The 21,940-nt window shown below is 75.4% G+C and carries 19 protein-coding genes; 10 read left to right on the top strand and 9 right to left on the bottom strand.

What is annotated here, in order from left to right; all coding sequences use genetic code 11:
• Positions 1 to 2 precede the first annotated feature (2 nt).
• Positions 3 to 1,223 carry an MFS transporter gene (locus ACPYN7_RS04855; protein ID WP_424346855.1) on the bottom strand — a complete coding sequence of 407 codons (1,221 nt, stop codon included), beginning with the start codon at positions 1,221 to 1,223 and terminating at the stop codon, positions 3 to 5.
• 261 nt (positions 1,224 to 1,484) lie between these two features.
• Between ACPYN7_RS04855 and ACPYN7_RS04850 the strand changes: the two genes are divergently transcribed.
• From ACPYN7_RS04850 to ligM, 4 genes are all read left to right on the top strand, one after another.
• Positions 1,485 to 2,252: an ANTAR domain-containing protein gene (locus ACPYN7_RS04850; protein ID WP_424346854.1), complete on the top strand. Its 768-nt coding sequence runs from the start codon at positions 1,485 to 1,487 to the stop codon at positions 2,250 to 2,252.
• Positions 2,253 to 2,422: 170 nt separating this feature from the next.
• Entirely contained in the window at positions 2,423 to 3,295 is an 873-nt protein-coding gene (locus ACPYN7_RS04845) for a methylenetetrahydrofolate reductase (RefSeq protein ID WP_424346853.1), read from the top strand.
• 17 nt (positions 3,296 to 3,312) lie between these two features.
• Positions 3,313 to 4,167: a formyltetrahydrofolate deformylase gene (gene purU, locus ACPYN7_RS04840; RefSeq protein WP_058873050.1), complete on the top strand. Its 855-nt coding sequence runs from the start codon at positions 3,313 to 3,315 to the stop codon at positions 4,165 to 4,167.
• A gap of 62 nt (positions 4,168 to 4,229) precedes the next feature.
• The gene (ligM, locus tag ACPYN7_RS04835; protein WP_424346852.1) at positions 4,230 to 5,639 is read left to right on the top strand and encodes a vanillate/3-O-methylgallate O-demethylase; all 1,410 of its coding nucleotides are present in this window, start codon (positions 4,230 to 4,232) and stop codon (positions 5,637 to 5,639) included.
• Here the strand turns inward: ligM and ACPYN7_RS04830 are convergent.
• On the bottom strand, positions 5,600 to 7,804 hold the full coding sequence (locus ACPYN7_RS04830; protein ID WP_424346851.1) for a bifunctional anthranilate synthase component I family protein/class IV aminotransferase: 2,205 nt from the start codon (positions 7,802 to 7,804) through the stop codon (positions 5,600 to 5,602). The genes ligM and ACPYN7_RS04830 overlap by 40 nt on opposite strands.
• A gap of 178 nt (positions 7,805 to 7,982) precedes the next feature.
• Between ACPYN7_RS04830 and ACPYN7_RS04825 the strand changes: the two genes are divergently transcribed.
• Complete coding sequence (locus ACPYN7_RS04825) at positions 7,983 to 8,303, top strand: putative quinol monooxygenase (protein WP_058873052.1); 321 nt, start codon at positions 7,983 to 7,985, stop codon at positions 8,301 to 8,303.
• Between the two features lie 75 nt (positions 8,304 to 8,378).
• The gene (locus ACPYN7_RS04820; RefSeq protein WP_424346850.1) at positions 8,379 to 9,176 is read left to right on the top strand and encodes an IclR family transcriptional regulator; all 798 of its coding nucleotides are present in this window, start codon (positions 8,379 to 8,381) and stop codon (positions 9,174 to 9,176) included.
• A gap of 22 nt (positions 9,177 to 9,198) precedes the next feature.
• On the opposite strand, the gene ACPYN7_RS04815 is transcribed toward ACPYN7_RS04820, so the two are convergent.
• Both ACPYN7_RS04815 and ACPYN7_RS04810 read right to left on the bottom strand, forming a co-directional pair.
• Entirely contained in the window at positions 9,199 to 10,797 is a 1,599-nt protein-coding gene (locus ACPYN7_RS04815) for a GMC family oxidoreductase (RefSeq protein ID WP_424346849.1), read from the bottom strand.
• A complete protein-coding gene (locus ACPYN7_RS04810) occupies positions 10,794 to 11,408 on the bottom strand; it encodes a hypothetical protein (protein WP_058873055.1) in 615 nt (204 codons plus the stop codon). Before ACPYN7_RS04810 ends, ACPYN7_RS04815 begins: the two co-directional genes overlap by 4 nt.
• A gap of 131 nt (positions 11,409 to 11,539) precedes the next feature.
• Between ACPYN7_RS04810 and ACPYN7_RS04805 the strand changes: the two genes are divergently transcribed.
• The 3 genes from ACPYN7_RS04805 (at position 11,540) to ACPYN7_RS04795 (ending at position 15,240) form a co-directional block, all read left to right on the top strand.
• Positions 11,540 to 11,977: a GNAT family acetyltransferase gene (locus ACPYN7_RS04805; RefSeq protein ID WP_058873056.1), complete on the top strand. Its 438-nt coding sequence runs from the start codon at positions 11,540 to 11,542 to the stop codon at positions 11,975 to 11,977.
• A 25-nt stretch (positions 11,978 to 12,002) separates the two neighbouring features.
• A complete protein-coding gene (locus ACPYN7_RS04800) occupies positions 12,003 to 13,427 on the top strand; it encodes an MFS transporter (RefSeq protein WP_058873057.1) in 1,425 nt (474 codons plus the stop codon).
• Positions 13,428 to 13,650: 223 nt separating this feature from the next.
• Positions 13,651 to 15,240: an alpha/beta hydrolase gene (locus ACPYN7_RS04795; RefSeq protein WP_424346848.1), complete on the top strand. Its 1,590-nt coding sequence runs from the start codon at positions 13,651 to 13,653 to the stop codon at positions 15,238 to 15,240.
• 182 nt (positions 15,241 to 15,422) lie between these two features.
• Here the strand turns inward: ACPYN7_RS04795 and ACPYN7_RS04790 are convergent, their stop codons facing one another.
• Complete coding sequence (locus ACPYN7_RS04790) at positions 15,423 to 16,340, bottom strand: DMT family transporter (RefSeq protein ID WP_058873059.1); 918 nt, start codon at positions 16,338 to 16,340, stop codon at positions 15,423 to 15,425.
• A 106-nt stretch (positions 16,341 to 16,446) separates the two neighbouring features.
• Between ACPYN7_RS04790 and ACPYN7_RS04785 the strand changes: the two genes are divergently transcribed.
• Positions 16,447 to 17,619, top strand: coding sequence for a PQQ-dependent sugar dehydrogenase (locus tag ACPYN7_RS04785; RefSeq protein WP_058873060.1), 1,173 nt, complete (start codon positions 16,447 to 16,449; stop codon positions 17,617 to 17,619).
• 70 nt (positions 17,620 to 17,689) lie between these two features.
• Here the strand turns inward: ACPYN7_RS04785 and ACPYN7_RS04780 are convergent, their stop codons facing one another.
• Genes ACPYN7_RS04780 through ACPYN7_RS04765 form a run of 4 tightly spaced genes read right to left on the bottom strand, consistent with a single transcriptional unit; the run spans position 17,690 to position 21,784 of the window.
• The gene (locus tag ACPYN7_RS04780; protein WP_424346847.1) at positions 17,690 to 18,775 is read right to left on the bottom strand and encodes a siderophore-interacting protein; all 1,086 of its coding nucleotides are present in this window, start codon (positions 18,773 to 18,775) and stop codon (positions 17,690 to 17,692) included.
• Positions 18,772 to 19,713 carry an ABC transporter ATP-binding protein gene (locus ACPYN7_RS04775; RefSeq protein ID WP_424346846.1) on the bottom strand — a complete coding sequence of 314 codons (942 nt, stop codon included), beginning with the start codon at positions 19,711 to 19,713 and terminating at the stop codon, positions 18,772 to 18,774. Before ACPYN7_RS04775 ends, ACPYN7_RS04780 begins: the two co-directional genes overlap by 4 nt.
• Positions 19,710 to 20,789: a FecCD family ABC transporter permease gene (locus tag ACPYN7_RS04770; RefSeq protein WP_424346845.1), complete on the bottom strand. Its 1,080-nt coding sequence runs from the start codon at positions 20,787 to 20,789 to the stop codon at positions 19,710 to 19,712. Before ACPYN7_RS04770 ends, ACPYN7_RS04775 begins: the two co-directional genes overlap by 4 nt.
• A complete protein-coding gene (locus ACPYN7_RS04765) occupies positions 20,786 to 21,784 on the bottom strand; it encodes a FecCD family ABC transporter permease (protein ID WP_424346844.1) in 999 nt (332 codons plus the stop codon). The genes ACPYN7_RS04770 and ACPYN7_RS04765 overlap by 4 nt, the downstream gene beginning before the upstream one ends.
• Positions 21,785 to 21,940 lie beyond the last annotated feature (156 nt).

The raw sequence follows: 21,940 nt of genomic DNA, 5'->3' as shown, positions 1-21,940 counted from the left end.
GCTCACTCCTCCCGGATGAGGCGGGCCCTGCCGGCCTGCCAGCCGAAGACCGCCGCGAGCGCGCCGACCACGGCGAACATGACGCCGGCGGCGGCGAAGCCCCCCGTCCAGTGCAGCAGCTGCCCCACCAGGAACGTGCCGGAGGAGCCCAGGCCGTAGCCGACGCCCTGCATCATGCCCGAGAGCCGCACCGCCATGTGGCTGCTGCGGGTGCGCAGGGCGATCATCGTCAGGGCCACCGCGGTGAGGCTGCCCTGGCCCAGGCCGAGCAGCCCGGTCCAGACCCAGATCAGCTCGGTCGGCCCGAAGATGGAGAGCACGAACCCGCCGCCCGCCATCAGGGCCACCACGGCGTTGAGCACCCGCTGGTCCGCCAGGCGTGCGGCCAGGACCGGGGCGAAGAGCGAGCCCGTCATCTGCAGCAGGATGGACACCGCCACGATCAGCCCCGCGGTGGCCCCGTCGATCCCGCGCTCGCGCAGGATGGGGGCCAGCCAGGCGAAGACGCTGAAGGACATCATCGCCTGGAAGACCATGAACAGGGTGATCTGCCAGGCCACCGCCGAGCCCCACGGGCCGGGCCCGCCGGTGCCGGGCGGCGGGGGGCCGGCGGTGCGGTGGTGGAGCGCCACCGGGACCAGCAGGAGCACCACGACCGCCGCGGGGACCGCCCACACCGCCAGGGAGCCGCGCCAGGAGTCCGTGGCCTGGTACACCGGGTAGGTGAGGCCCGCGCCGAGGGCGGCGGAGGCGCAGATCGCGGTGGTGTAGAGCCCGCTCATCAGGCCGATGCGGTGGGCGAAGTCCCGTTTCACGATGGAGGGCAGCAGCACGTTGCCCAGGGCGATCGCGGCGCCGCACGCGACCGTCCCCGCGAGCAGCAGGGGCAGGGCGCTCGCCCCGGGCAGCGGGAGCCCGCGGGCCAGCAGGCCCAGGGTCAGGACCACCATGGCGCCCAGCAGCACGTTCTCCGGACCGAACCGCCGGGCCAGGCGCGGCGCGAACGGCGCGAAGACGCCGAGCAGCGTGACGGGGGCCGTGGTCAGCACGGTGACCGCCCACCCGGGGAGGCCGGCGGCCGCGGTGATCTCCGGAAGGATCGCGGAGAAGCTGGAGAAGACGGTGCGCAGGTTCAGGCCGACCAGCACCACGCACACGGCGAGGTAGACCAGCGCCCTGCGGGACGTCGGGACCGTCGTCGGATCGGCGTGCGGGGTCGGCACGAGGGAGGTCTCCTTCCGGGGTGGCTCGCGGCCCGGAGACCGGCGACGCCGGCCGCCCTCGAGCTGCGCGGGTCCACAGTACTCCGGGATCACCGTCTCTCCCTGCCGCCGCGCACGGTGCCGGACCCGTAAGTGTGACGGGCGGGCCCGGCCGGCCGGGAGGCCTCCCAGGGGCCTTCGCTAGACTCTCAGGACGCCTCAGCAGCAGGGCCCGGTCCGCCGGGCGAGGGCGTCCGTGGCCGGAACGGTGGAGGAGTGCTCATGGGTGTGTCGGTGTCGCCGGCCGATCCGGCCGGACTGGCCGAGGTCGCCGACGCGGTGGTGCGGCTGGGGGAGCAGCTGCGGAACGCGACGGCCGACACCCTGGTGGACGCGGTGATCGAGCACGCGGTGCAGGTGCTGCCCGGGGCGCGGTGGGCGAGCATCACCACGCTGCGCCACGGCACGTTCCGCACCCTGGCCGCGACCGGGGAGACGGCCCGGGCCGCCGACGCGCTGCAGTACGAGCTGGGCGCGGGCCCGTGCGTGGACACGGTGCTGGAGGACAGCGTGCACTGCTCGGCGGATCTGGCCTGGGACGGGCGCTGGCCGGAGTACGGGACGCGGGTCGCGCAGGAGCTGGGGGTGCGCAGCGCCCTGGCCTACCGCCTGACCCTGGTCGCGGACCCGGACCTGCTGGCGGGGCTGAACCTGTACTCCGACGTCCCCGGCGCCTTCGACGCGTCCGCGCAGTGGACCGGCACGCTCCTGGCCACGCACGCCGCGTGGGCGGTGTCGCTGGCGCTGACCCAGCAGCGGGCGCAGAACCTGGAGGCCGCGCTGCGGTCCAACCGGGAGATCGGGACCGCCATCGGGGTGCTGATGGCCCAGCACAAGCTCACCCGGGAGCAGGCGCACGAGCTGCTGCGCGTGGCCAGTCAGGACGGCAACCGGAAGCTGGCCGAGATCGCCACCGAGGTCGTGGAGACCGGGCAGCTGTCCCTGCCGCGCCGGCCCGCCCGGTCCGCACCGGGCTCCCGCGGCAGCTGAGGCCTCTTCCGCCGGGACGTCTCGCGGGCACGCATCGGGTCCCCGCCGGCCGGTCGCACCAGAAACACTCTGTACATAGTTATTGTGACCTGCAACACTGGCGGCGAGACCGAACGCCCTCAGCCCCGCGGCGCGCTCCCGGGCGCGCCCCGCGGAAAGGAAGTGGATCGATGCCGATCGACACGCCCCACGCCGGACCGGCCGCCGCGCTGCTCCAGGACTTCTCCCTCGAGATGACGGGCAAGGACGTCCCGGCCCTGGAGGAGGCCGCCGCCGAGATCCCCCCGGGGACCCGGATCAACGTGACCTTCCTCGGCAACGAGGACCTCGCCATGCGGGTGGCCGCGGCCCGCGCCGTGCGGGAGCACGGGTTCGTCCCGGTGCCCCACCTCTCGGCGCGGCGGCTGCGCTCCCAGGACGAGCTCGAGGAGTTCCTGGCGGCGCTCGCGGAGGTCGGCGCCGCCGAGCACGTCTTCGTGGTGGGCGGGGACCCCGAGACCCCGGAGGGCCCGTACGAGGACTCCCTGTCCGTCATCCGCACCGGGGTGCTCCAGCAGCACGGCGTGCGGCGGGTGGGCGTCAGCGGCTACCCGGAGGGCCACCCCGACATCGGCGACGACGTCCTCTGGGCGGCCCTGACCGACAAGACCGCCACGATCCGCGAGCAGGGCCTCGAGCCCGAGATCATCACCCAGTTCGGCTTCGACAAGGACCCGGTCCTGGAGTGGCTGGCCGAGGTGCGCCGCCGGGGCGTCGACGCCCCGGTGCGGATCGGGGTGCCCGGGCCGGCGGGCGTCAAGCGCCTGCTCGGCTACGCGCGCCGCTTCGGCGTGGGCACCTCGGCCGGCATCGTCCAGAAGTACGGCTTCTCCCTGACGAACCTGCTGGGCACCGCGGGCCCGGACCGGTTCCTGCGCGACCTCGCCGCCGGCCACGACCCCGCCGTCCACGGGCAGGTGCGGCTGCACTTCTACACGTTCGGCGGGCTGCGGGCCACGGCCGAGTGGGTCCGCGGGTTCGGCGCGGACGGTGGGACCCCGTGAGCCCCGGCGGACCGTCGATGCTCCGCCCGGACCACGCCAGCCTGGTGGTGCACGGCCGGGACCAGCCGGGGATCGTCGCCGTCGTCACCTCGGTGCTCGCCCGGCACGGGGCGAACATCGTGGCCCTCGACCAGCACTCGGACGACCCGGAGGGAGGGGCGTTCTTCCAGCGCACGGTCTTCCACCTGCCCGGCTACCCGGCGCGGCGTCCCGCGCTCGAGCAGGATCTCGGCGCGGCCCTCGGCGACGGCTTCGAGCTGGAGTGGCGGTTCACGGACCTCTCGGTGCCGCGGCGGGTGGCGATCTTCGCCTCGAAGTCCGACCACTGCCTGCTGGACCTCATCTGGCGCCAGCGCCGGGGCGAGCTGCCCATGACCATCTCCATGGTCGTCTCCAACCACCCCGACATGGCCGAGGACGTCCGCGGCTTCGGCATCCCGTTCTTCCACGTCCCCACCCGGGACAGGGCGGCGGCCGAGGCGGAGCACCTGCGCCTGCTGCAGGGCAACGTCGACCTCGTGGTGCTCGCGCGCTACATGCAGATCCTCTCCTCGCCGTTCCTCGAGGCCGTGGGCGTCCCGGTGATCAACATCCACCACTCGTTCCTGCCGGCCTTCATCGGGGCCGAGCCGTACCGGAAGGCCAAGGAGCGGGGCGTGAAGATCATCGGCGCCACCGCGCACTACGTCACCGAGGACCTCGACGAGGGGCCGATCATCGAGCAGGACGTGGTCCGGGCCTCGCACCGGGACTCCGCCCAGGAGCTGGCCCGCCGCGGCGCGGACGTCGAGCGCCAGGTGCTCTCCCGCGCCGTGCTGTGGCACTGCCAGGACCGCATCATCCGGCACGACCGGCAGACCATCGTGTTCTGAATCCCCGTTCCCGCCCCGGGCGCGCACCGCCCCGGGGCATCACCGCAGAGAAGGAGCTCACCGTGGCACCCCGCACCCTCCAGGACGTCCTCGACGCCTCGAACGGCACCGTCGAGCTGCTGCGCAACTCGCAGATCGGCGCGTACATCTATCCCGTCGTGGCGCCCGAGTTCCACAACTGGCGCAGCGAGCAGAAGGCGTGGCGGGAGACCGCCGTGCTCTACGACCAGTCCCACCACATGGACAACCTGTTCATCCGCGGCAAGGACGCGCTGAAGCTGATCTCGGACACCGCGATCAACAGCACGAAGACGTTCCCCGTGAACAAGGCCAAGCAGTACGTGCCCACCACCCCGGCCGGCCACGTCATCGGCGACGGCATCCTGTTCCACCAGGAGGAGGACGAGTACGTCTACGTGGGCCGCGCCCCGGCCGCCAACTGGCTGCTCTACCACGGCGAGACCGGCGGCTACGACGTCGACATCGAGGTCGACCGCCGCTCCCCGTCCCGCCCGATGGGCAAGCCCGTGGTCCGGAAGTACTGGCGCTTCCAGATCCAGGGCCCGAACGCGTGGCAGATCATCGAGAGGCTCAACGGCGGTCCGCTCGAGCAGCTGAAGTTCTTCACCATGGACCGGATGAACGTGGGCGGCGCCCAGGTCCGCACCCTGCGCCACGGCATGGCCGGCGCCCCCGGCCTGGAGATCTGGGGGCCCTACGAGTCCTACGACCAGGTCCGGGCCACGATCCTCGAGGTCGGCGCCGAGTTCGGCATCGTCCCCGTCGGCGCCCGGGCGTACCCCTCGAACACCCTCGAGTCGGGCTGGATCCCGTCCCCGCTGCCGGCCATCTACACCGGCGAGGGCACTGCGGACTACCGGAAGTGGCTCGGCGCGGACAGCTACGAGGCCACCAACGCGCTCGCCGGCAGCTTCGTCTCCGAGAACATCGAGGACTACTACCTCACGCCCTGGGAGCTGGGCTACGGGTCCTTCGTGAAGTTCGACCACGACTTCATCGGCCGCGACGCCGTGGAGCAGGTCGACCCCGCGACCCAGCGCCGGAAGGCGACGCTGGCCTGGAACGCCGAGGACATGACGAAGATCTTCGCCTCCCTCTTCGACACCGAGGGCCCGGACTACAAGTACTTCGACCTGCCCCTGGCCAACTACGGCTCGTCCAACTACGACGCGGTGGTCGACGCCGACGGCCGCACCGTGGGTCTGTCCATGTTCACCGGCTACAGCTACAACGAGCGCAAGGGCCTGTCCCTGGCCACCCTCGACCCGAACGTGCCCGAGGGCACCGAGCTCAAGGTGGTCTGGGGCGAGCCCGACGGCGGCAGCCGCAAGACCACCGTGGAACCGCACGAGCAGCTCGAGGTCCGCGCCGTGGTCAGCCCGGTGCCCTACTCCGAGGTGGTCCGCAAGGACTACCACGGCGGCTGGCGGACCGCCTCGTCCCAGGGCTGACCGAGGAGCGGTCCCAGGGCGCGCAGCACGGGCCCCGGCTCCCACCGGCGCACCCCGTCGACGGACCCGACGGGGTGCGCGCCCGCCACCGAGTTGGTCACGAACACCTCGGTGGCGCGGGCGAGCTCCGCCCACCGCACCGGGCGCTCGCGGACGTCCGCCCCGGCGGCGCGCAGCGCCGCCAGCACCCGGGCGCGCACCACCCCGGGCAGGATCCGGCCGTCCGCGGGCGGGGTGAGCACGGCGCCGTCGACGACGACGAAGACGTTGGCCCGGCCCGTCTCCAGGAGCGTGCCGTCGGCGTCCACGAGCAGCGGGTCGCAGCTGCGCGACCACAGGCCCGGGACCGGCTCGTGGGCCAGCGCCCGGCGGTCCGCCCACTTGTGCCCACCGAGACCGCCGGGCAGCCGGACGGGGACGAGCCGCCAGGGCGGCACCGGCTCCGGGGACAGGGCCGTGGCCGTGATCGTCACGGTCAGGGCGCCCCCCGGGGCGGGGACCGCCGTGATCCGCAGCCGGTGCGGGCCGGGGAGCCCGGCGGCGCGGGCGACGACCTCGCCGCGGACGCCCGGGGGCAGGGCCGCGCCGCAGCAGGCGAGGCAACTGGCGCCGAGCCGCCCCAGATGAGCGTCGAGGTCCACGGGCGCTCCCTCCCGCACGAGCAGCGTGGTGAAGACCCCCTCCGCGAGGACCGGCGGGAGGGCCGGCAGGGCCGGGAGGTGCTCGGGGCCGCTCGCGGGCCGGTGCCCGTCCCAGTCCCGCCGGAGCTCCTCGTCCAGCACGGCCCCGACGGCGTCGAGCAGGGGCACCGCCTTCACGAGCGTCTCGTGCGCCTCGTCCGCGGGGTCGGAGTCGGCCACGATCCCGCCGCCCACCCCGAGCCGGACCCGGTCCCCGGTGAACTCGAAGGTGCGGATCGCCACGTTGAGCACGAGACCGGCCGGGCCCGCGCAGCCGATCGCCCCCGTGTAGACCTCGCGGGCCGCGGGCTCGAGCGCGTTGACGATCTCCATGGCACGGATCTTGGGTGCGCCCGTGCAGGACCCCGGCGGGAACGTGGCGCGCAGCAGCGCCCCGTCCCCGAGGTCCTCGGGCAGCCGCCCGTGCACGTCCGCCACCAGGTGGTGGACCCCGGTGTGCGGCTCGACCCGGGGCGCCGCGGGGGCCCGCACCGATCCGGGCACGCACGCCCGGGACAGGTCGTTGCGCATCAGGTCCACGATCATGACGTTCTCCGCCCGGTTCTTCGCCGAGGCGTGCAGCGCGGCGGGGTCGCTCGCGGCCGGTGCGGTGCCCTTGATCGGGGACGTCAGCACCGTGCGCCCGGTGCGGCGCAGGAACAGCTCCGGGGACAGGCTCGCCACCGCCCCCGTGGGCAGGCGCAGGAAGGCCGCGAAGCGGGGGGACAGGGCCTCGAGCCCGGCGCAGAACAGGTCCAGGGGATCGCCCTCGAAACCGGCCTCGAGCCCGCGGCAGACGTTGGTCTGGAAGACGTCGCCGTCCCGGATGTGGCCCAGCACCGCGGTCACGGCGGCGGCGTGCGCGGCGGCCGAGGCGTCGGCCGTGAACGGCCCGCAGCGGTAGGGCGCGGGGGCGTGCGGAACGCTCGGCGCCGCCAGTGCCAGCTCCCGCGCCGCCGCCGTCCGGGCCGGGTCCGTGCCGGGCAGCCACTCGAGCACCCACGCGCCGTCCGCGGCGCGGTGGCGCAGCACGTGGTCGTAGTAGCCGAGGTGGTGGTCCGGCAGCCGTGCGGGGCGCGGCGGGGCGGCGGGGAGCCGCTCGAGCCGCCGGGCCAGCTGGTAGCCGAGGAAGCCGATCCAGCCGCCGCCGACGGCGGGGGTGCCGGCCCCGTGGGCGCCGGTCTCCTGGGGGCCGTCCGCCGCGGGGTCGTGCGCCTGCGGGGGGAGGGCGTCCAGGGCTGCGAAGGGGTCTTCGTCGGCGCCCAGCACCCGGAGGGGTCGGAAGCCGATCACGGTGTCCCCGTCGTGCCAGTCGCCGAACAGCCCCACCAGCCCGGGCTGGTCCCGCAGGGCCCGCAGCATCTGCACCGGGGACAGCCGGACCCCGGTGAGGACCTCCGCCCGCGCCGGGCCGGTCCCAGTCGTCTCCCCCGGCGCGCGAGGGGAGCGGCCGCCCCCGGGGGCGGCGGTCACGTCGTGGCTCATGGGGACATGATCCCACCCCGCCGGCGACCGCTCCGCCGACGGCCGGGAGCCGGGGCCGGACGGGGGCGCCGGCGTTGTCGGTCCGCGATAACCGCCCTTGGCGGGCCGTCCTGCGACCCGGAACACTGGCACGGAGAGTCCCGGCCGCTGCCGGGCGTCCGCCGAGAAGGGAGCAGGGATGATCTTCATCGTCGTCAAGTTCAAGGTGAAGCCGGACTGGGCCGACCGCTGGGTCGAGTTCTCGAAGGAGTTCACCGAGGCCACCCGCGCGGAGCCGGGCAACCTGTGGTTCGACTGGTCCCGCAGCGTGGAGGACCCCCACGAGTTCGTGCTCGTCGAGGCCTTCGCGGACGACGGCGCGGGCCCGCACGTGAACAGCGAGCACTTCAAGAAGTTCACGGCGGAGGCGCCCCAGGCGCTCGTGGAGACCCCGCAGATCATCAGCGAGCAGATCTCGGCCTCGGGCTGGAACCGGATGGGCGAGATCACGGTCGAGTGAGCGCCCGCTGACGTGCCGACCGGCCGGGCTCCCGGCCGGTTGGCAGGTGCAATCCGGCACGCCAGAATGTGAGGCATGACCGCACGCGACACCGGCATGGCCTCCGTGCAGAAGGCCTTCGCGCTCCTGGACGTGGTCGCGGGAAACCCCCGCGGGGCCACGGCCAAGGACATCAGCGCCGAGCTCGGGATGCCCCTGCCCTCCGTCTACCGGCTGCTGCGGACGCTCGTGGCCTCCGAGCACGTGGTGCACCTCCGGGACCAGCGTCGCTACGGCCTGGGCTACAAGCTCCACGCCCTCGACGCCTCCCTGCACCAGCAGGTGGCCACGCCGGCCACGGTCCGGCGCGCGGTGGGGGAGCTGCACGCGAGTGCCGACGCCGCGGCCTACTTCGCGGTCCACCGCGGTGACGCCATCGTGGTGGCGCACGTGGTCGACTCCCCGCGCCGGCCGCGCATCACCCCCATGGACTTCGGTTTCACGGACGCCGCCCACGCCACGGCCTTCGGCAAGATCCTGCTCTCCCGCCTGGACGAGCACGAGGTGGCCGACTACCTCGGCCGGCACGGGATGCGCCCCCTGACGGACCGCACGCTCAGCACGCCGGAGGACCTGGGGCGCGAGCTCGGGCGGGTGCGCGCGGAGGGCATCGCCGTGGAGCGCGAGGAGTTCGTGCCCGGCGCCTCGTGCCTGGCCGCACCCGTCGTCGACGCGGCCGGGCGCACCCTGGGCTCCGTGGCCGTGTCCCTGCCGCCCGCCGACTTCGAGCAGCGGCACCGGTCGATCGCGCCGGTCCTGCGGGACGCGGCGGACCGGGTGGGACGGGCCCTGCGCGCGGCGGAGGGCTGCCCGGCCGGGTCCGCGACCGGCTGAGCAGCCCTCCGCCGCTCCGCGGTCAGAGGTGCCGGGCCGCCAGCTGCTCGGCGATGTAGTCGGCCTGCCGGGTGGCCAGGGCCACGATCGTCAGCGTCGGGTTCGCCGCGGCACCGGTCGTGAACAGCGATCCGTCCGCGACGAAGAGGTTCGGCACGTCGTGGGTCTGGCCGAACGCGTTGGTCACCCCGTCCTCGGGCCGCTCGCTCATCCGGGCCGTGCCCATGTTGTGCGTCGACGGGTAGGGCGGCGTGTGGTGCACGGAGATCGCGCCCACGGACTCGTAGAGCAGGGACGCCTGCTGGTAGCCGTGGTTGCGCATCGCCACGTCGTTCGGGTGGTCGTCGAAGTGCACGTTGGGCACGGGCAGCCCCAGGTGGTCCGTCACGGAGGAGTTGAGGGTCACCCGGTTGCTCTCCTGCGGCATGTCCTCGCCCACCACCCACATCCCGGCGGTGTTCTCGTAGCCGTCCAGCAGGGCCGTGAACTCCGGCCCCCAGGAGCCGGGGTCCACGAAGCTGGCGAGGAAGGCGGGGCCCAGGGAGATCGTCTCCATGTAGTACCCGCCGGCGAAGCCGCGGTCGACGTCGTGCCGGGACTCGTCCGCGACGAGCCCCGCCATCGTCTCGCCCCGGTACATGTGCACCGGCCGGTCGAACTGCGCGTAGACGGAACCCGTGGTGTGCCGCATGTAGTTGCGGCCCAGCTGCCCGGAGGAGTTCGCGAGCCCGTCCGGGAACAGCGGGGAGCCCGAGAGCATGAGCAGCCGGGGCGTCTCGATGGCGTTGCACGCCACCGCCACGAGCCGTGCCCGCTGCCGCTGGACCTGGCCCTGCGCGTCGACGTAGAGCACGCTGTCGACGAGGCCCTTCTCCGTGTGGGTGATCTGCACGGCGTGGCAGTCCGGGCGCAGGTCGAGGTTCCCCGTGCGCAGGGCCTTGGGGATCTCCGAGACGAGCGTGGACCACTTCGAGCGGTTCTTGTCGCCCTGGAAGTTGAACCCGTCCTGGACGGACGCCGGCCGCCCGTCGTACGGCTCCGCATTGGTCCCGTACGGGCCGGTGGCGTAGTGCCGGTAGCCGAGCTTCTCGGCGCCCGCGGCGAGCACCTTGTAGTTGTTGTTCGCGGGCAGCGGCGGCCGGCCGTGGCGGTGGGTGCTGCCGATCTTCTGCTCGGCCCGGTCGTAGTACGGGGCGAGGTCCTCCAGGCCGATCGGCCAGTCCAGGAGGTTGGCGCCGTCGACGCGCCCGTAGACGCTGCGTGTGCGGAACTCGTGGGCCTTGAACCGGGGCGTGGCCCCGGACCAGTGGGTGGTGGTCCCGCCGACGGCCTTGACGATCCACGCCGGCAGGTTGGGGAAGTCCCGGGCGATCCGCCACGACCCCGTGGTGGTGCGCGGGTCCAGCCAGGCCATCTGGTGGAAGGCCTCCCACTCGTCGTTGACCCAGTCCGCACTGGTCAGGTGCGGCCCGGCCTCGAGGAGCACCACCTTGATGCCCTTCTCCGTCAGCTCGTGGGCGAGGGTGCCTCCGCCGGCTCCGGAGCCGATGACGACGACGGCGGAGTCGTCGTCGAGCTCGATCCGGGCGGCACGCTGCTGGTCCTGGGGCGTGGTGGTCATGCGGTCTCCCCGTGCTCGATGACGTCCGACCCCTTGAAGAGGTCGCTGAAGGGCTCGTCGGTGGTCCCGGAGGCGCCCTGCCGGTCCGGGTTCCACCCCTCCGCGGGGGCCGCGGTGGCCACCGGGTAGCCGAGGGGCCCGCACTCGGTCAGGTCCTCCTCGGCCTCCTCGACGCGCGGGTCCGGCAGCCAGTCGAGGTCGTCGAAGCCGCGGTGCAGGTAGCCGCCCTTCGAGAAGGACTCGCCCTCGTAGCCCAGGGCCTCCCACACCTCGTGGTCGTCGTAGAGGTGCAGCACGGTGGTGCGGCGGATGAAGCCGAAGAACTCGAGGTCGGCGATCCGCTTGAGCACCTTGAGCGCGGCGTCGTCGGACAGCTCCACGAACGGCGCGTCGCTGAGCGAGTTCAGGGTCAGCAGCCCCTGGGTCAGTGCCATCCGGAACCACGTGCTGCTCTCGGCCTCGGCGGCGATCTTCTCCGTCATCCGTTCGTACGGGCCGTCGGGCAGCTGCGGGTGGGGGAACGCGACCCGGATGACGCGGGTGAGGGTGCGCTTGGCCTCGTCGGTGAGGGCGAGGGCGTTGAGAGCGGAGTACTTCGCGGGATAGACCATGGGTCTCCTCCTCGTCGGCGGTGACGGGTGTAGTCCAGAGTGTGATCGGGATCACCGCACCGGGCCAGACCCGTTGTCGCAGGGCGAGAATGTGGAGCCCGTGAGAGCATGGGCCCACCGAAGGAGGCCGCGTGATCGTCGAACGACTGCCGGAGCACCTGCACGAGGACGCCGTGTCCCTGTGGCAGGCCGCGGGCCTGACCCGCCCCTGGAACGATCCCCGCGCGGACCTGGACCGGGCGCTCGGCAGCCCGTCCTCCACGGTCCTGGCCGCTGTCGACGACGGACGCCTCAGCGGCACCGCCATGGTCGGCCACGACGGCCACCGGGGGTGGGTGTACTACGTGGCCGTGCACCCGGCCCGCCGGGGTCAGGGGCTGGGCCGCGAGCTGATGGCCGCGGCCGAGCAGTGGGTGGCCGGCCACGGCATCCCGAAGATGCAGCTCATGGTCCGCACCGCCAACACGGGGACCCGGGAGTTCTACGAGCGGATGGGCTACGCCGTCCAGGACACCGTGGTGCTCGGGAAGTTCTTCGACCCCGGGCGGCAGGCCCAGCAGAGCGGCTGATCCGACGGCGAACGACCGGCCCGCGGTGCCACCCTCCGACGACCCCTCGCCCGAGCTGCTGTCCTGGGGGCAGCGGCGGGCCCGGTGGGTGCTGGTCGCCACCGTGCTCGGCTCCGCCCTGACGTTCATCGACACGACCGTGGTGAGCATCGCCCTGCCGGCCGTCGGGGCCGACCTGGGGGCGGGCAGCACCGGGCTGACGTGGGTGGTGAACGGGTACACGCTGACCCTGGCCGCCCTCGTGCTGCTGGGCGGCTCCCTGGGGGACCGGTACGGCCGGCGCCGGATCTTCCTGCTCGGCGTCGCCTGCTTCGCCGGGGCCTCCGCGCTGTGCGGACTGGCCCCGGACGTCACCGTGCTCGTCGCGGCGCGGGCGGTCCAGGGGATCGGCGGCGCCCTCCTGGTGCCCACCGCCCTCGCCATCCTGCAGTCCTCCTTCGCGCCGGGCCACCGTGCCCGCGCCATCGGGGCCTGGTCGGGGTTCACGGGGGTGGCCTCGGCCGTGGGCCCGTTCGCGGGCGGCTGGCTGGTCCAGACCACCTCGTGGCGGTGGGTGTTCCTGGTCAACCTCCCGGTGGCGCTCGCCGTGGTGCTGATCGCCCGCCGGCACGTCCCGGAGTCGAGGGACCCGGGAGCCTGCCCGCAGCTGGACGTGCCCGGCGCCGCGCTGCTGGTGACGGGGCTCGGCGCGCTGACGCTCGGGCTGACGGCCGCGGCCGGTGACGGCCGGTCGCTCCCGGCCACGGGCGGGGCGCTCGCGGCCGGAGCGGGGCTGCTCGCCGCGTTCCTGCTCCGGGAGCGGCGTGCGGCGGCCCCGCTGCTGCCTCCGGCGCTGCTCGGGCAGCGCCTGTTCGTCGCGGCGAACCTCATCACCTTCGTGGTCTACGCCGGCCTGGGCGCGGTGTTCTTCGTCCTCGTCGTCGCCCTCCAGGTGGGGGCCGGGTTCCCGCCCGTGGCGGCCGGGCTGTCCCTGCTGCCCGTCACCGTCCTGATGCTGCTGCTCTCCCCGTCCGCCGGCGCCCTGGCGCACCGGACGGGTCCGCGCCTGCCCATGACGGCCGGTCCGCTGATCGCCGCGCTTGGCGTGCTCCTGCTGGGCCGGGCCGGGCCCGGGGCGCACTACCTCCTGGAGGTGCTGCTCCCGGCCGCCGTGTTCGGCGCGGGGCTGACCCTGCTGGTCACGCCGCTGACGGCCACGGTCCTCGGGGCCCTGCCCACGGAGCAGGCCGGGCTGGCCAGCGGGGTCAACAACGCCGTGGCGCGCACCGCGGGCCTGCTCGCGGTCGCGGCGATCCCGCTGGTGGGCGGGCTCGGGGAGACCGGCCTCACCGACCCGGCGCGGGTCCGCGAGGGCTTCCCCGTGGTCATGGGGGTGTGCGCGGGCCTGCTCGCGGCCGGCGGGCTGCTGTCCGCGGCGGTCCTGCGCCCCACGGCGCGGGACCGCCCGTGACGCCTTCGCGCCGCGACACATCCTTGACCGCCCGATCGGCGCGTTCCTACGCTGAAGCCCCTTGTCGCGCGGCGGTGGGGCGTGGAGACCGGGACGGCCGGGCGCAGGGGGCGCCCGAGGCCCTGGGGGACCGCGAGGCCGCCGGCAGGATCCTGCCGTGCGCGTCCGCGCTCGTGCTCGCGCACCGGCGTCCGGCCGGTTCGACCGAAAGCAGTGGTGAGCCATGCGTCCTCCCGAGAACACCCGCGGCCCCGACGACCCCTCCGGCTCCCGCGGCCGGAGGCGCGGGCGCACCCGCCGCGCAGGCTCCGTGCTGGCGCTGGCCGTGCTCCTGGCGGCCGCCCCGGCGGGCGGGGCGGCCGGGGCGGCCACGGTCGCCGCGCCGCAGCAGGGCGTCGTCGTCACCGCGCAGGTGCCGCCCGGGCTCGAGGACTTCTACGCCCAGCAGCTCGTGTGGACCGCGTGCGGCGCGGCCGCGGAGTGCACCCGGGTGCGGGTGCCGCTGGACCACGACAACCCGGCCGCCGGGCAGATCGAGCTGGCGCTCACCCGGGTGCCGAGCACCGACCCCGCGGCCCGGCAGGGCTCCCTGCTCGTGAACTTCGGGGGCCCGGGCGGTTCCGGGACCGCCTCGATCGAGGCGTGGGCGGCTGGGCTGGACCCGCGCGTGCGGGCCGCGTACGACGTCGTGGGCTTCGACCCGCGGGGCGTGGGCAGCTCCACCGCCGTGGAGTGCGTCGACGACGCCACGATGGACGCGATGCGTGCCGGCACCGTCGATCCCGACACCCCGGAGGGGCTGGCCCAGGCCATCGCGGCGGCCGAGCGCTTCGCCGCGGCGTGCGCCGCGAACACCGGCCTGCTCCTCGGCGAGGTCGACACGATCAGCGCCGCCAAGGACCTGGACATCCTGCGGGCGGTGCTGGGCGAGGACGAGCTCGACTACCTCGGCTACTCCTACGGCACCCTGCTCGGCGCCACGTACGCCGACCTGTTCCCCGAGCGGACGGGCCGGTTCGTGCTCGACGCGGCCATGGACCCGTCCCTCGATGGGGCCGGGCTGACCCTCGACCAGGCCGCCGGCTTCGAACGGTCCCTCCGCGTGTACGTCGAGTCCTGTCTGCCGCTGGACGGGTGCCCGTTCGAGGGGACCGTCGACGAGGGGCTGGCGGAGATCGAGGACCTGCTCCGGCAGGTCGAGGCGCAGCCGCTGCCGACCGCCGACGGGCGGCCGCTCACCGTGGACGACGCGGTCAGCGGGCTCATCAAACCGCTCTACGATCCGCGCATCTGGTGGTTCCTGACCCAGTCCCTCGACCTGGCCACGGAGCACGGGGACGGGACGGGGCTGATGCGCCTCGCGGACATCGCCTACGGCCGCGGCCCCGACGGCACCTACGCCAACTCCTACGAGGCGAACATCGCGATCGACTGCCTCGACCGTCCCGAGAACGACGACCCCGCCGCGATGGCGGCGCTGGACGCGCGGCTGCAGGAGGCGTCCCCGACCCTCGGCGACTGGTTCAGCCACGGGCAGGTCACCTGCGGGGCCTGGCCGCACGAACCCGTCAGCACGCCCGCCCCGATCGACGCCGCCGGTGCCGGGCCCATCCTGGTGGTCGGCACCACGGGAGACCCGGCCACGCCCTACGCCTGGTCGCAGGCGCTGGCCGCGCAGCTCGAGGGCGGGCACCTGCTGACCCGGGTGGGCGAGGGGCACGGGGCCTATCTGAGCGGCAACCGGTGCGTCGACGAGACGGTCACCACCTATCTCCTCGAGGGCGTGCTGCCCGCCGAGGAGCGGGTCTGCTGAGCCGGGGCACGCGTGGTGCGGGGGCAGAAAGCGGCCGGTACGAGATCGCCCCCGCACCGGCCCAGCCACCAGGGAAATCAGGAAGATCCGGCGGCTCCGGCCCATCCTACTGAGACACGGGTCACGGATCACCACTTGATTTTCCCGGAGCCGCCAGGATCGTCACACGGGCCCGGCCCTCATCAGGGCCGGGCCCGTCCCCGCCCGGCGCGCACGCATCCGGTGCGGAGGCGCGGCAGGCCCGGCAGCTGCCCGGCCAGGGACGCCACGAGGGCCAGCCCGAACCCCGCCGCCTGGAGACCCGTGAGCGTCTCGCCGAGCAGCAGCAGGCCCAGGACCGCGGCCGTCACCGGGGTCAGGGGCATCAGCAGGGTCAGGCTCGTGGGCGGCACGCGCCGGCCGGCGTGGAACCACGCGGCGTAGGCGACGGCGCCGCCGGGCAGCGCCAGCCAGGCGTAGCCGAGCACGGCGGGCAGGTCCAGGACGAAGGGACCGGTGTCCAGCAGGGGCACGAGCGGGGCGATCATGAGACCGCCCAGGGTCAGCTGCCAGCCGGTCGCGGCGAGCCCGCTCAGCCCCTCGGGCAGCCCCCACCGGCGGGTCAGGACCACCCCGGCGGCCATGACCGCGGTCCCGGCGAAGGCCGCGGCGAGCCCCAGGGCGTCCAGGGTGACGGTGCCCGCGAACACGGCCACGGCCACGCCGGTCACCGCGGCGAGAGCCCACAGCACCCGCGGCAGGGGGGTGCGCTGCCGGAAGGCCAGGAGCAGCAGGAGCGCCGCGACCAGGGGCTGGGCGGAGCCCACCACGGCGGCGAGACCTCCCGGCAGACGGTAGGCACCGAGGAACAGCAGAGGGAAGAACGCCCCGAAGTTGAGCAGCGCGAGCACCGCGAACCGGCCCCACCAGGCGGGCGGCGGCAGCTGCCGGGTCAGGGCGAGCAGCAGCAGCCCCGCCGGGAGGGCCCGCAGCAGGGACGCGGTCATGGGCCGGTCCGGGGGCAGCAGCTCGGTGGTGACCACGTAGGTGGTCCCCCACACCACCGGCGCCACCGCGCCGAGGAGGATCAGCCGGGCCCGGCCGGCCGCGTCGTGGTCCACCGGCGCACCCCCGCTCTCTTTTCCGCCGTCCGGTCCCGCCCGGTCGGAGGCAGGATGCACCGATCCTACGGTCCGCCCGGCCGGGGATTCGGAGTAGATTGCCACCATGGACGTCCGCGGGGGGATCGTGAGCGCGCTGTGCGTGCCGGCACTGCTGCTGAGTGGCTGCGCCCCCGACGGCGGGACCCTGGCGACCGGCGAACGCCTGGGCGCCCCGGCGGACGCGCCCGCCCTGGACGTGGAGGTCGTGCTGGACGACCTCGAGCTGGCGTGGGACGTGGCCCTCACCCCGGAGGGCACCGTGCTGGTCACCGAGCGGGGCGGCCGGCTGCTGGCCCGCGACGAGCAGGGCGTGCGGGAGGTCGCCGCGGACCTGGACGACCTGTTCGTGGGCAGCGAGGCCGGACTGATGGGCCTGGAGGTCTCCCCGGACTTCGGGCGGACCCGGGAGATCTTCCTGTGCCACGCCACCCGGACCGAGGACGGCCGGCCGCAGGACGTGCGGGTCACCCGCTGGCGGCTCGACGAGGACGCCGCCGCGGCCGAGCGCACCGGGACGGTCGTCGACGGCCTGCCCATCAGCTCCGGCCGGCACAGCGGCTGCCGGCTGCGCTTCGTCCCCGACGGCACGCTCCTCGTCGGCACCGGGGACGCCGCCCAGGGCGAGAACCCGCAGGACCCGGACTCGCTCGGGGGCAAGACGCTGCGGCTCCATCCCGACGGCACGGTCCCCCAGGACAACCCGTTCGCCGACCGGGACGGGCCCGCGGCCGCCGTGCACACCCTGGGCCACCGCAACGTCCAGGGCCTCGCCGTGCAGCCCGGCACCGGCACCGTGTGGTCGGCGGAGCACGGACCCGGCACCGATGACGAGATCAACGTGCTCGAGCCCGGCGGGAACTACGGGTGGGATCCCGCGCCCGGCTACGACGAGTCCGTGCCCATGACCGACCTCGAGGAGTACCCGGACGCGGTCCCGGCCGCGTGGTCCTCCGGGCGCCCGACCGTCGCCCTCAGCGGCGCCGCCTTCCTCGACGGGGAGCGCTGGGGGGCGTGGGAGGGCGCGCTGGCCGTGGCCGAGCTGAAGAACACGGGCGTGGGGGTCTACCGGGTGGAGGACACCGCGGTCACCGGCCTGACCCGCATGGCGGAGCTGGAGAACGACTACGGCCGGTTGCGCTCGCTGACCCTCGACGACGAGGGCGCCCTGTGGGTCACGACCTCCAACGGCGACGACGACGCCGTCCTGCGCGTCACCCCGCGGCCGGACGGGGGCTGAACGGCGCCCGGGGACCGGTCCGGAGCCCGGTGCCGGCGGCCCCCCGGGCCCCGGGGCCCGTGCCGGGTGCTCAGGACTCCGCCTGGCCCCGCCGCCAGTAGCCCATGAAGGAGACGTGGTCCTTGGGGATGCCCGCCGCGTCGACGCACAGCCGGCGCAGCGCCTTGACGGTGCCGGACTCGCCGGCGAGGAACACGTAGGGGACGCCGGCGCGCGCTGAGGTGGCCACCGACCACGCCCGGGGCTCGGCGGCGTCCTCGGCGATGCTCGCGGCGATCTCGCCGGCGGCGTTCCGCCCGGCCGGCGGAACGGGTGGAATGCCGCCGCGCTGCGGGCGGCGGCCCGCCAGGACGTCGTCCACGGCCCGGCCCGGCAGCTCGAGCAGGTGAGCCAGGCGCACCGCGGCCCGGTGACCGTGCCCGGCCGGCTCCCCGCCCCCGGCGCGGGGCAGGACGTGCAGCCGCACGTCCGGCAGGTCGGCGGGCAGGCGGTGGGCGGCGGCGTCCTCGGGGTGCGGGACCTCGAGCACCACGTCGAGGCGGGGCCGGGTCCCGCCCGCGGGGGACCCGGCGTGGGCGTCCGTGAACTCCTCCGCCACGGACATCAGGGCCGGGGCCGCGGTCTCGTCCCCGACGGCGAGCACGCGGTGGGCGCCACCGTGGTCCCACGCCGCCCAGGGCCGCTCCCGGGGACCGGGCCCGAGCAGGTACACGCGCTCGCCGGGGGACACCGCGGCCGCCCACCGGCTGCCGGGGCCGTCCTGGGCATGCCCGCCGTGCACCACGACGTCGATCACGAGCTCGGGGACCACCATCCCGCAGAACGTGGTGCGCCGGACGCCGCGCACGGTGTAGGTGCGCATCCAGCCGCGCTCCTCGGCGGGCCGGGCGAACCAGCCCTCGCGCAGGCCCAGGGACAGGTCCGCCCGCTGGGGCTCGCGGCCCGGAGGCGGGACGAGCAGCTTGATGTAGGCGTCCCGGCACCGGGTCGCGTCCCCGGCCCCGATGAGGGCCGGGGACAGGCCGGCGAGCTCCGGGCCCGCCAGGGCGATCCGGCGGAAGGACGGGCACAGCTGGGTCACGGACGTCACGACGGCCTCGACGCACAGCACGGGGGCCTCGTGGGCGGCGGCCTCGGGGGCGGGGATGGCGGTCACAGCAGGGTCCTTCCGATCTCGGCGGCCGCTCGGGGCGCGGGGTCCAGGGGCACGGGGACGGCGGGCGGGACGGCGTGGGAGCCCTCGTGGGCCCGCCCGCGGGGCAGGACCACGGGCCGTCCGCCCACGGGGTCCCGGGCGACGTCCGCCCGGAGCCCGAAGACCTCGGCCAGCAGCTCGGGGGTGAGCACCTCGGCGGGCGTGCCCACGGCCACGATGCGCCCCGCGGCCATCGCCACGAGCCGGTCCGCCACGCGGGCGGCCAGGTTCAGCTCGTGCAGCACGGCCACGACGGTGGCCCGGCCGGCGCCGGGTCCCTCCGGGTGCTCGAGCCCCCGGAGCATGTCCAGCAGGTCCACCTGGTGCGCCAGGTCGAGGTAGGAGGTGGGCTCGTCGAGCAGCATCGTCCGGGCCCGCTGGGCCAGGGTCAGGGCGATCCAGACCCGCTGGCGCTGCCCGCCGGAGAGCTCCTCCACGGGCCGCCCCGCCAGGGCCGTGAGCTCGGTGAGCTCCAGCGCGCGGGCCACCGCCGCGTCGTCGTCGGGGGAGGGGGCGCCCCACCACCGGCGGTGCGGGTGCCGGCCGCGCTCCACGAGCTCCGCCACGGTCAGGCCCTCGGGGACCACCGGGGACTGCGGGAGGAGGCTGACCGAGCGGGCGTACCGGCGGGCGTGCCACTCGCGGACGTCGCGGCCGTCGGCCTCGAGGGTGCCGGCGAGCGGGCGCAGCTGCCGGGACAGGCCCTTGAGCAGCGTGGTCTTGCCGCACCCGTTGGCGCCGATGAGCACGGTGGTGTCCCCGTGCGGGATGTCGAGGTCCACCTCCCGCACCACGGCGCGGTCGCCGTAGCCCAGGGACAGCCCGCGGATCCGGAAGGCGGGGACGCCGGCCGCGGGGTCCGCCACGGGACGCAGGCCGGGGCGCAGCTCAGGACTCATGCCAGGGCTCCTCTCCGCTGCCGCACGAGCAGCCACAGCATCACGGGGGCGCCCACGGCGCCGGTGACCACGCCGGCCGGCAGCTGCACCTGCGCCAGCAGGTCGGCGCCCACGGAATCGGCGACCACCACGACCACGGCGCCCACGAGGGCGCACGCCACGATCGAGGTCCGGCCCCGGGTCAGGGCGGTCGCCACCGGGGGGGACATCAGCGCCACGAAGGCGAGCGGACCGGTCGCCGCGGTGGCCACGGCGGCCAGCAGCACGCCCAGGCCCAGGGCGAGGGCCCGGCTGCGCGCCGGGCGCGCCCCGAGACCGGCCGCGAGCTCCGGGCCCAGCTCGGCCGGCTCGAGGGCGCGGTGCACGGCCACGGCCGCGGGAACGGCCGGCGCCAGGCACGCCGCGAGGACGGCGATCCTCTCCCACGTGGCGGCGTTGAGCGAGCCCGCGGTCCACAGGGCGGCGTCCTGGGCGGAGTTCAGGGACAGCTGCACCAGCAGCGCCGCGGTGAGGGCCTGGGCGAGCGCGGCCACGCCGATGCCGGCGAGCAGGAAGCGCTCGCCCACGATCCCGCCCGTGCGCAGGCGCACCGAGGCGGTGGCGATGAGGGCCGCGGCGAGCACGGCCCCGGCCAGGGCGGTCCAGGACACGGCCGTGCCGCGCAGGCCCCAGACCGCGGTGCCGGCCACGGCCCCCGCCGCGGCGCCGTAGGTGATGCCCAGGATGTCCGGGCTGGCCAGGGGATTGCGCAGCACCCGGCGGAACAGGGCGCCGGAGCAGCCGAGCGCGGTCCCGGCGAGCGCCCCCAGCACGGCGCGCGGCAGCTTCTCCTGGAGCACGATGAAGCTCGCCCCGGGGATCTGCTCCCCGGCGAGGATCGCGAGGAAGTCGGGGACCGTCACGGTGTAGCGCCCGAGCAGCACGCGCACGGCCAGGGCCGCGAGCAGCGCCAGGGCCAGCAGGGCGACCGCCCGGCGGGTGCGGCGGGACCGGTCGCGGCGCACCGCCCGGACGAGCTCCTCGGCCCCGGCCGGCTCGGGGGCGGCGGGCGCGGGGGAGAGCACGGTGCCGGTCACAGGGTCACGCTCCGTCCCCGGCGCAGCAGCGCCAGCAGCACCGGCACGCCGAGCACCACCGTGGTCACGCCCACGTGGATCTCCTGGGGCGGGGTCAGCACCCGGCCCAGGACGTCGGCGAGCAGGAGCAGCACGGGGCCGAGCACCGCGCTGAACAGGACGATCCAGCGGTAGTCGCCGCCGAGGAGACGGCGCACGGCGTGGGGCACGAGCAGCCCCACGAAGGCGATGGGGCCGGCGAGGGCCGTGGCCGAGCCGGACAGCAGCACCACGCCCACGAAGACGAGCACGCGCTGCAGGCCCAGGTCCACGCCCAGCCCGTGCGCGAGCTCGTCGCCCAGGGCCATGGCGTTGAGCCCCGAGGAGCCGCCGAGCACGAGGAGCACGCCGAGCAGGACGAGGGGCGCCACGGCGGCGAGGTCGGTGGTCTCGGCGCGGGCGACCGAGCCGATGCTCCAGAACCGGAAGCGGTCCAGCACCGCGGGCAGCACGAGGACCACGGAGGTGGTCAGGGCGGTGAAGCCGGCGTTGACGGCCGCCCCGGACAGGACCAGGCCCGCCGGGGTCGGGGCGCCGCCGCCGAGCCGGGACGAGCCGAAGACGAGCACCGCGGCCACGGCCGAGCCTGCGAGGGCCAGCGCGGTGAGCTGCCAGGTGGCCACCGGGCCGAGCCAGCCGATCCCGAGGACCACCGCGCACGCCGCGCCGGCGGTCAGTCCGAGCAGGCCGGGGTCGCCCAGCGGATTGCGGCTGACCCCCTGCATCCCGGCGCCGGCCACGGCCAGGGCCGCTCCCGCCAGCACGGCCGTCAGGGTGCGGGGGATCCGGCTCTGCACCACGGCGGCGTCGATGCCCAGCCCGGCGGAGACCTGGGACCAGCCGCCCTCGAGCAGGGCCGCGGGCAGCCCGGTGAGCACGGCGAGCACCGTGGCCGGGTCCACCGAGCGGGCCCCCCAGAACAGGGAGGCCGCGGCCGCGGCCGCCAGCAGCAGCACGGCCGCGGACAGGGCGGGGCCCCGGGGCCCCCGGGGGGGGCCCGGGGCCCGCCCGGCGGGGGGGGGGGGGGGGGGGGGGGGCGCCGCGGGCGGGGGGGGGCGCGCCCCCGGCGGGCCCCGGGGGCGGGGGGGGGGGCCGCGGGGGGCCCGGGGGGG

Origin of the sequence: Kocuria sp. CH-021, from assembly GCF_049716185.1 — a bacterium.
In the GTDB taxonomy this organism is placed as follows: domain Bacteria; phylum Actinomycetota; class Actinomycetes; order Actinomycetales; family Micrococcaceae; genus Kocuria; species Kocuria cellulosilytica.
The sequence above is the reverse complement of the archived record's forward strand: the minus strand, read 5'-3'. Positions and strand labels throughout refer to the sequence as shown.

What these genes read in the sequence shown, in the direction of transcription:
- ACPYN7_RS04850 (WP_424346854.1), top strand. Translation starts at nt 1,485, where the DNA reads ATGGGTGTGTCGGTGTCGCCGGCCGATCCGGCCGGACTGGCCGAGGTC.
- ACPYN7_RS04845 (WP_424346853.1), top strand. Translation starts at nt 2,423, where the DNA reads ATGCCGATCGACACGCCCCACGCCGGACCGGCCGCCGCGCTGCTCCAG.
- purU (WP_058873050.1), top strand. Translation starts at nt 3,313, where the DNA reads ATGCTCCGCCCGGACCACGCCAGCCTGGTGGTGCACGGCCGGGACCAG.
- ACPYN7_RS04830 (WP_424346851.1), bottom strand. Translation starts at nt 7,804, where the DNA reads ATGAGCCACGACGTGACCGCCGCCCCCGGGGGCGGCCGCTCCCCTCGC.
- ACPYN7_RS04825 (WP_058873052.1), top strand. Translation starts at nt 7,983, where the DNA reads ATGATCTTCATCGTCGTCAAGTTCAAGGTGAAGCCGGACTGGGCCGAC.
- ACPYN7_RS04820 (WP_424346850.1), top strand. Translation starts at nt 8,379, where the DNA reads ATGACCGCACGCGACACCGGCATGGCCTCCGTGCAGAAGGCCTTCGCG.
- ACPYN7_RS04815 (WP_424346849.1), bottom strand. Translation starts at nt 10,797, where the DNA reads ATGACCACCACGCCCCAGGACCAGCAGCGTGCCGCCCGGATCGAGCTC.
- ACPYN7_RS04810 (WP_058873055.1), bottom strand. Translation starts at nt 11,408, where the DNA reads ATGGTCTATCCCGCGAAGTACTCCGCTCTCAACGCCCTCGCCCTCACC.
- ACPYN7_RS04795 (WP_424346848.1), top strand. Translation starts at nt 13,651, where the DNA reads ATGCGTCCTCCCGAGAACACCCGCGGCCCCGACGACCCCTCCGGCTCC.
- ACPYN7_RS04785 (WP_058873060.1), top strand. Translation starts at nt 16,447, where the DNA reads ATGGACGTCCGCGGGGGGATCGTGAGCGCGCTGTGCGTGCCGGCACTG.
- ACPYN7_RS04775 (WP_424346846.1), bottom strand. Translation starts at nt 19,713, where the DNA reads ATGAGTCCTGAGCTGCGCCCCGGCCTGCGTCCCGTGGCGGACCCCGCG.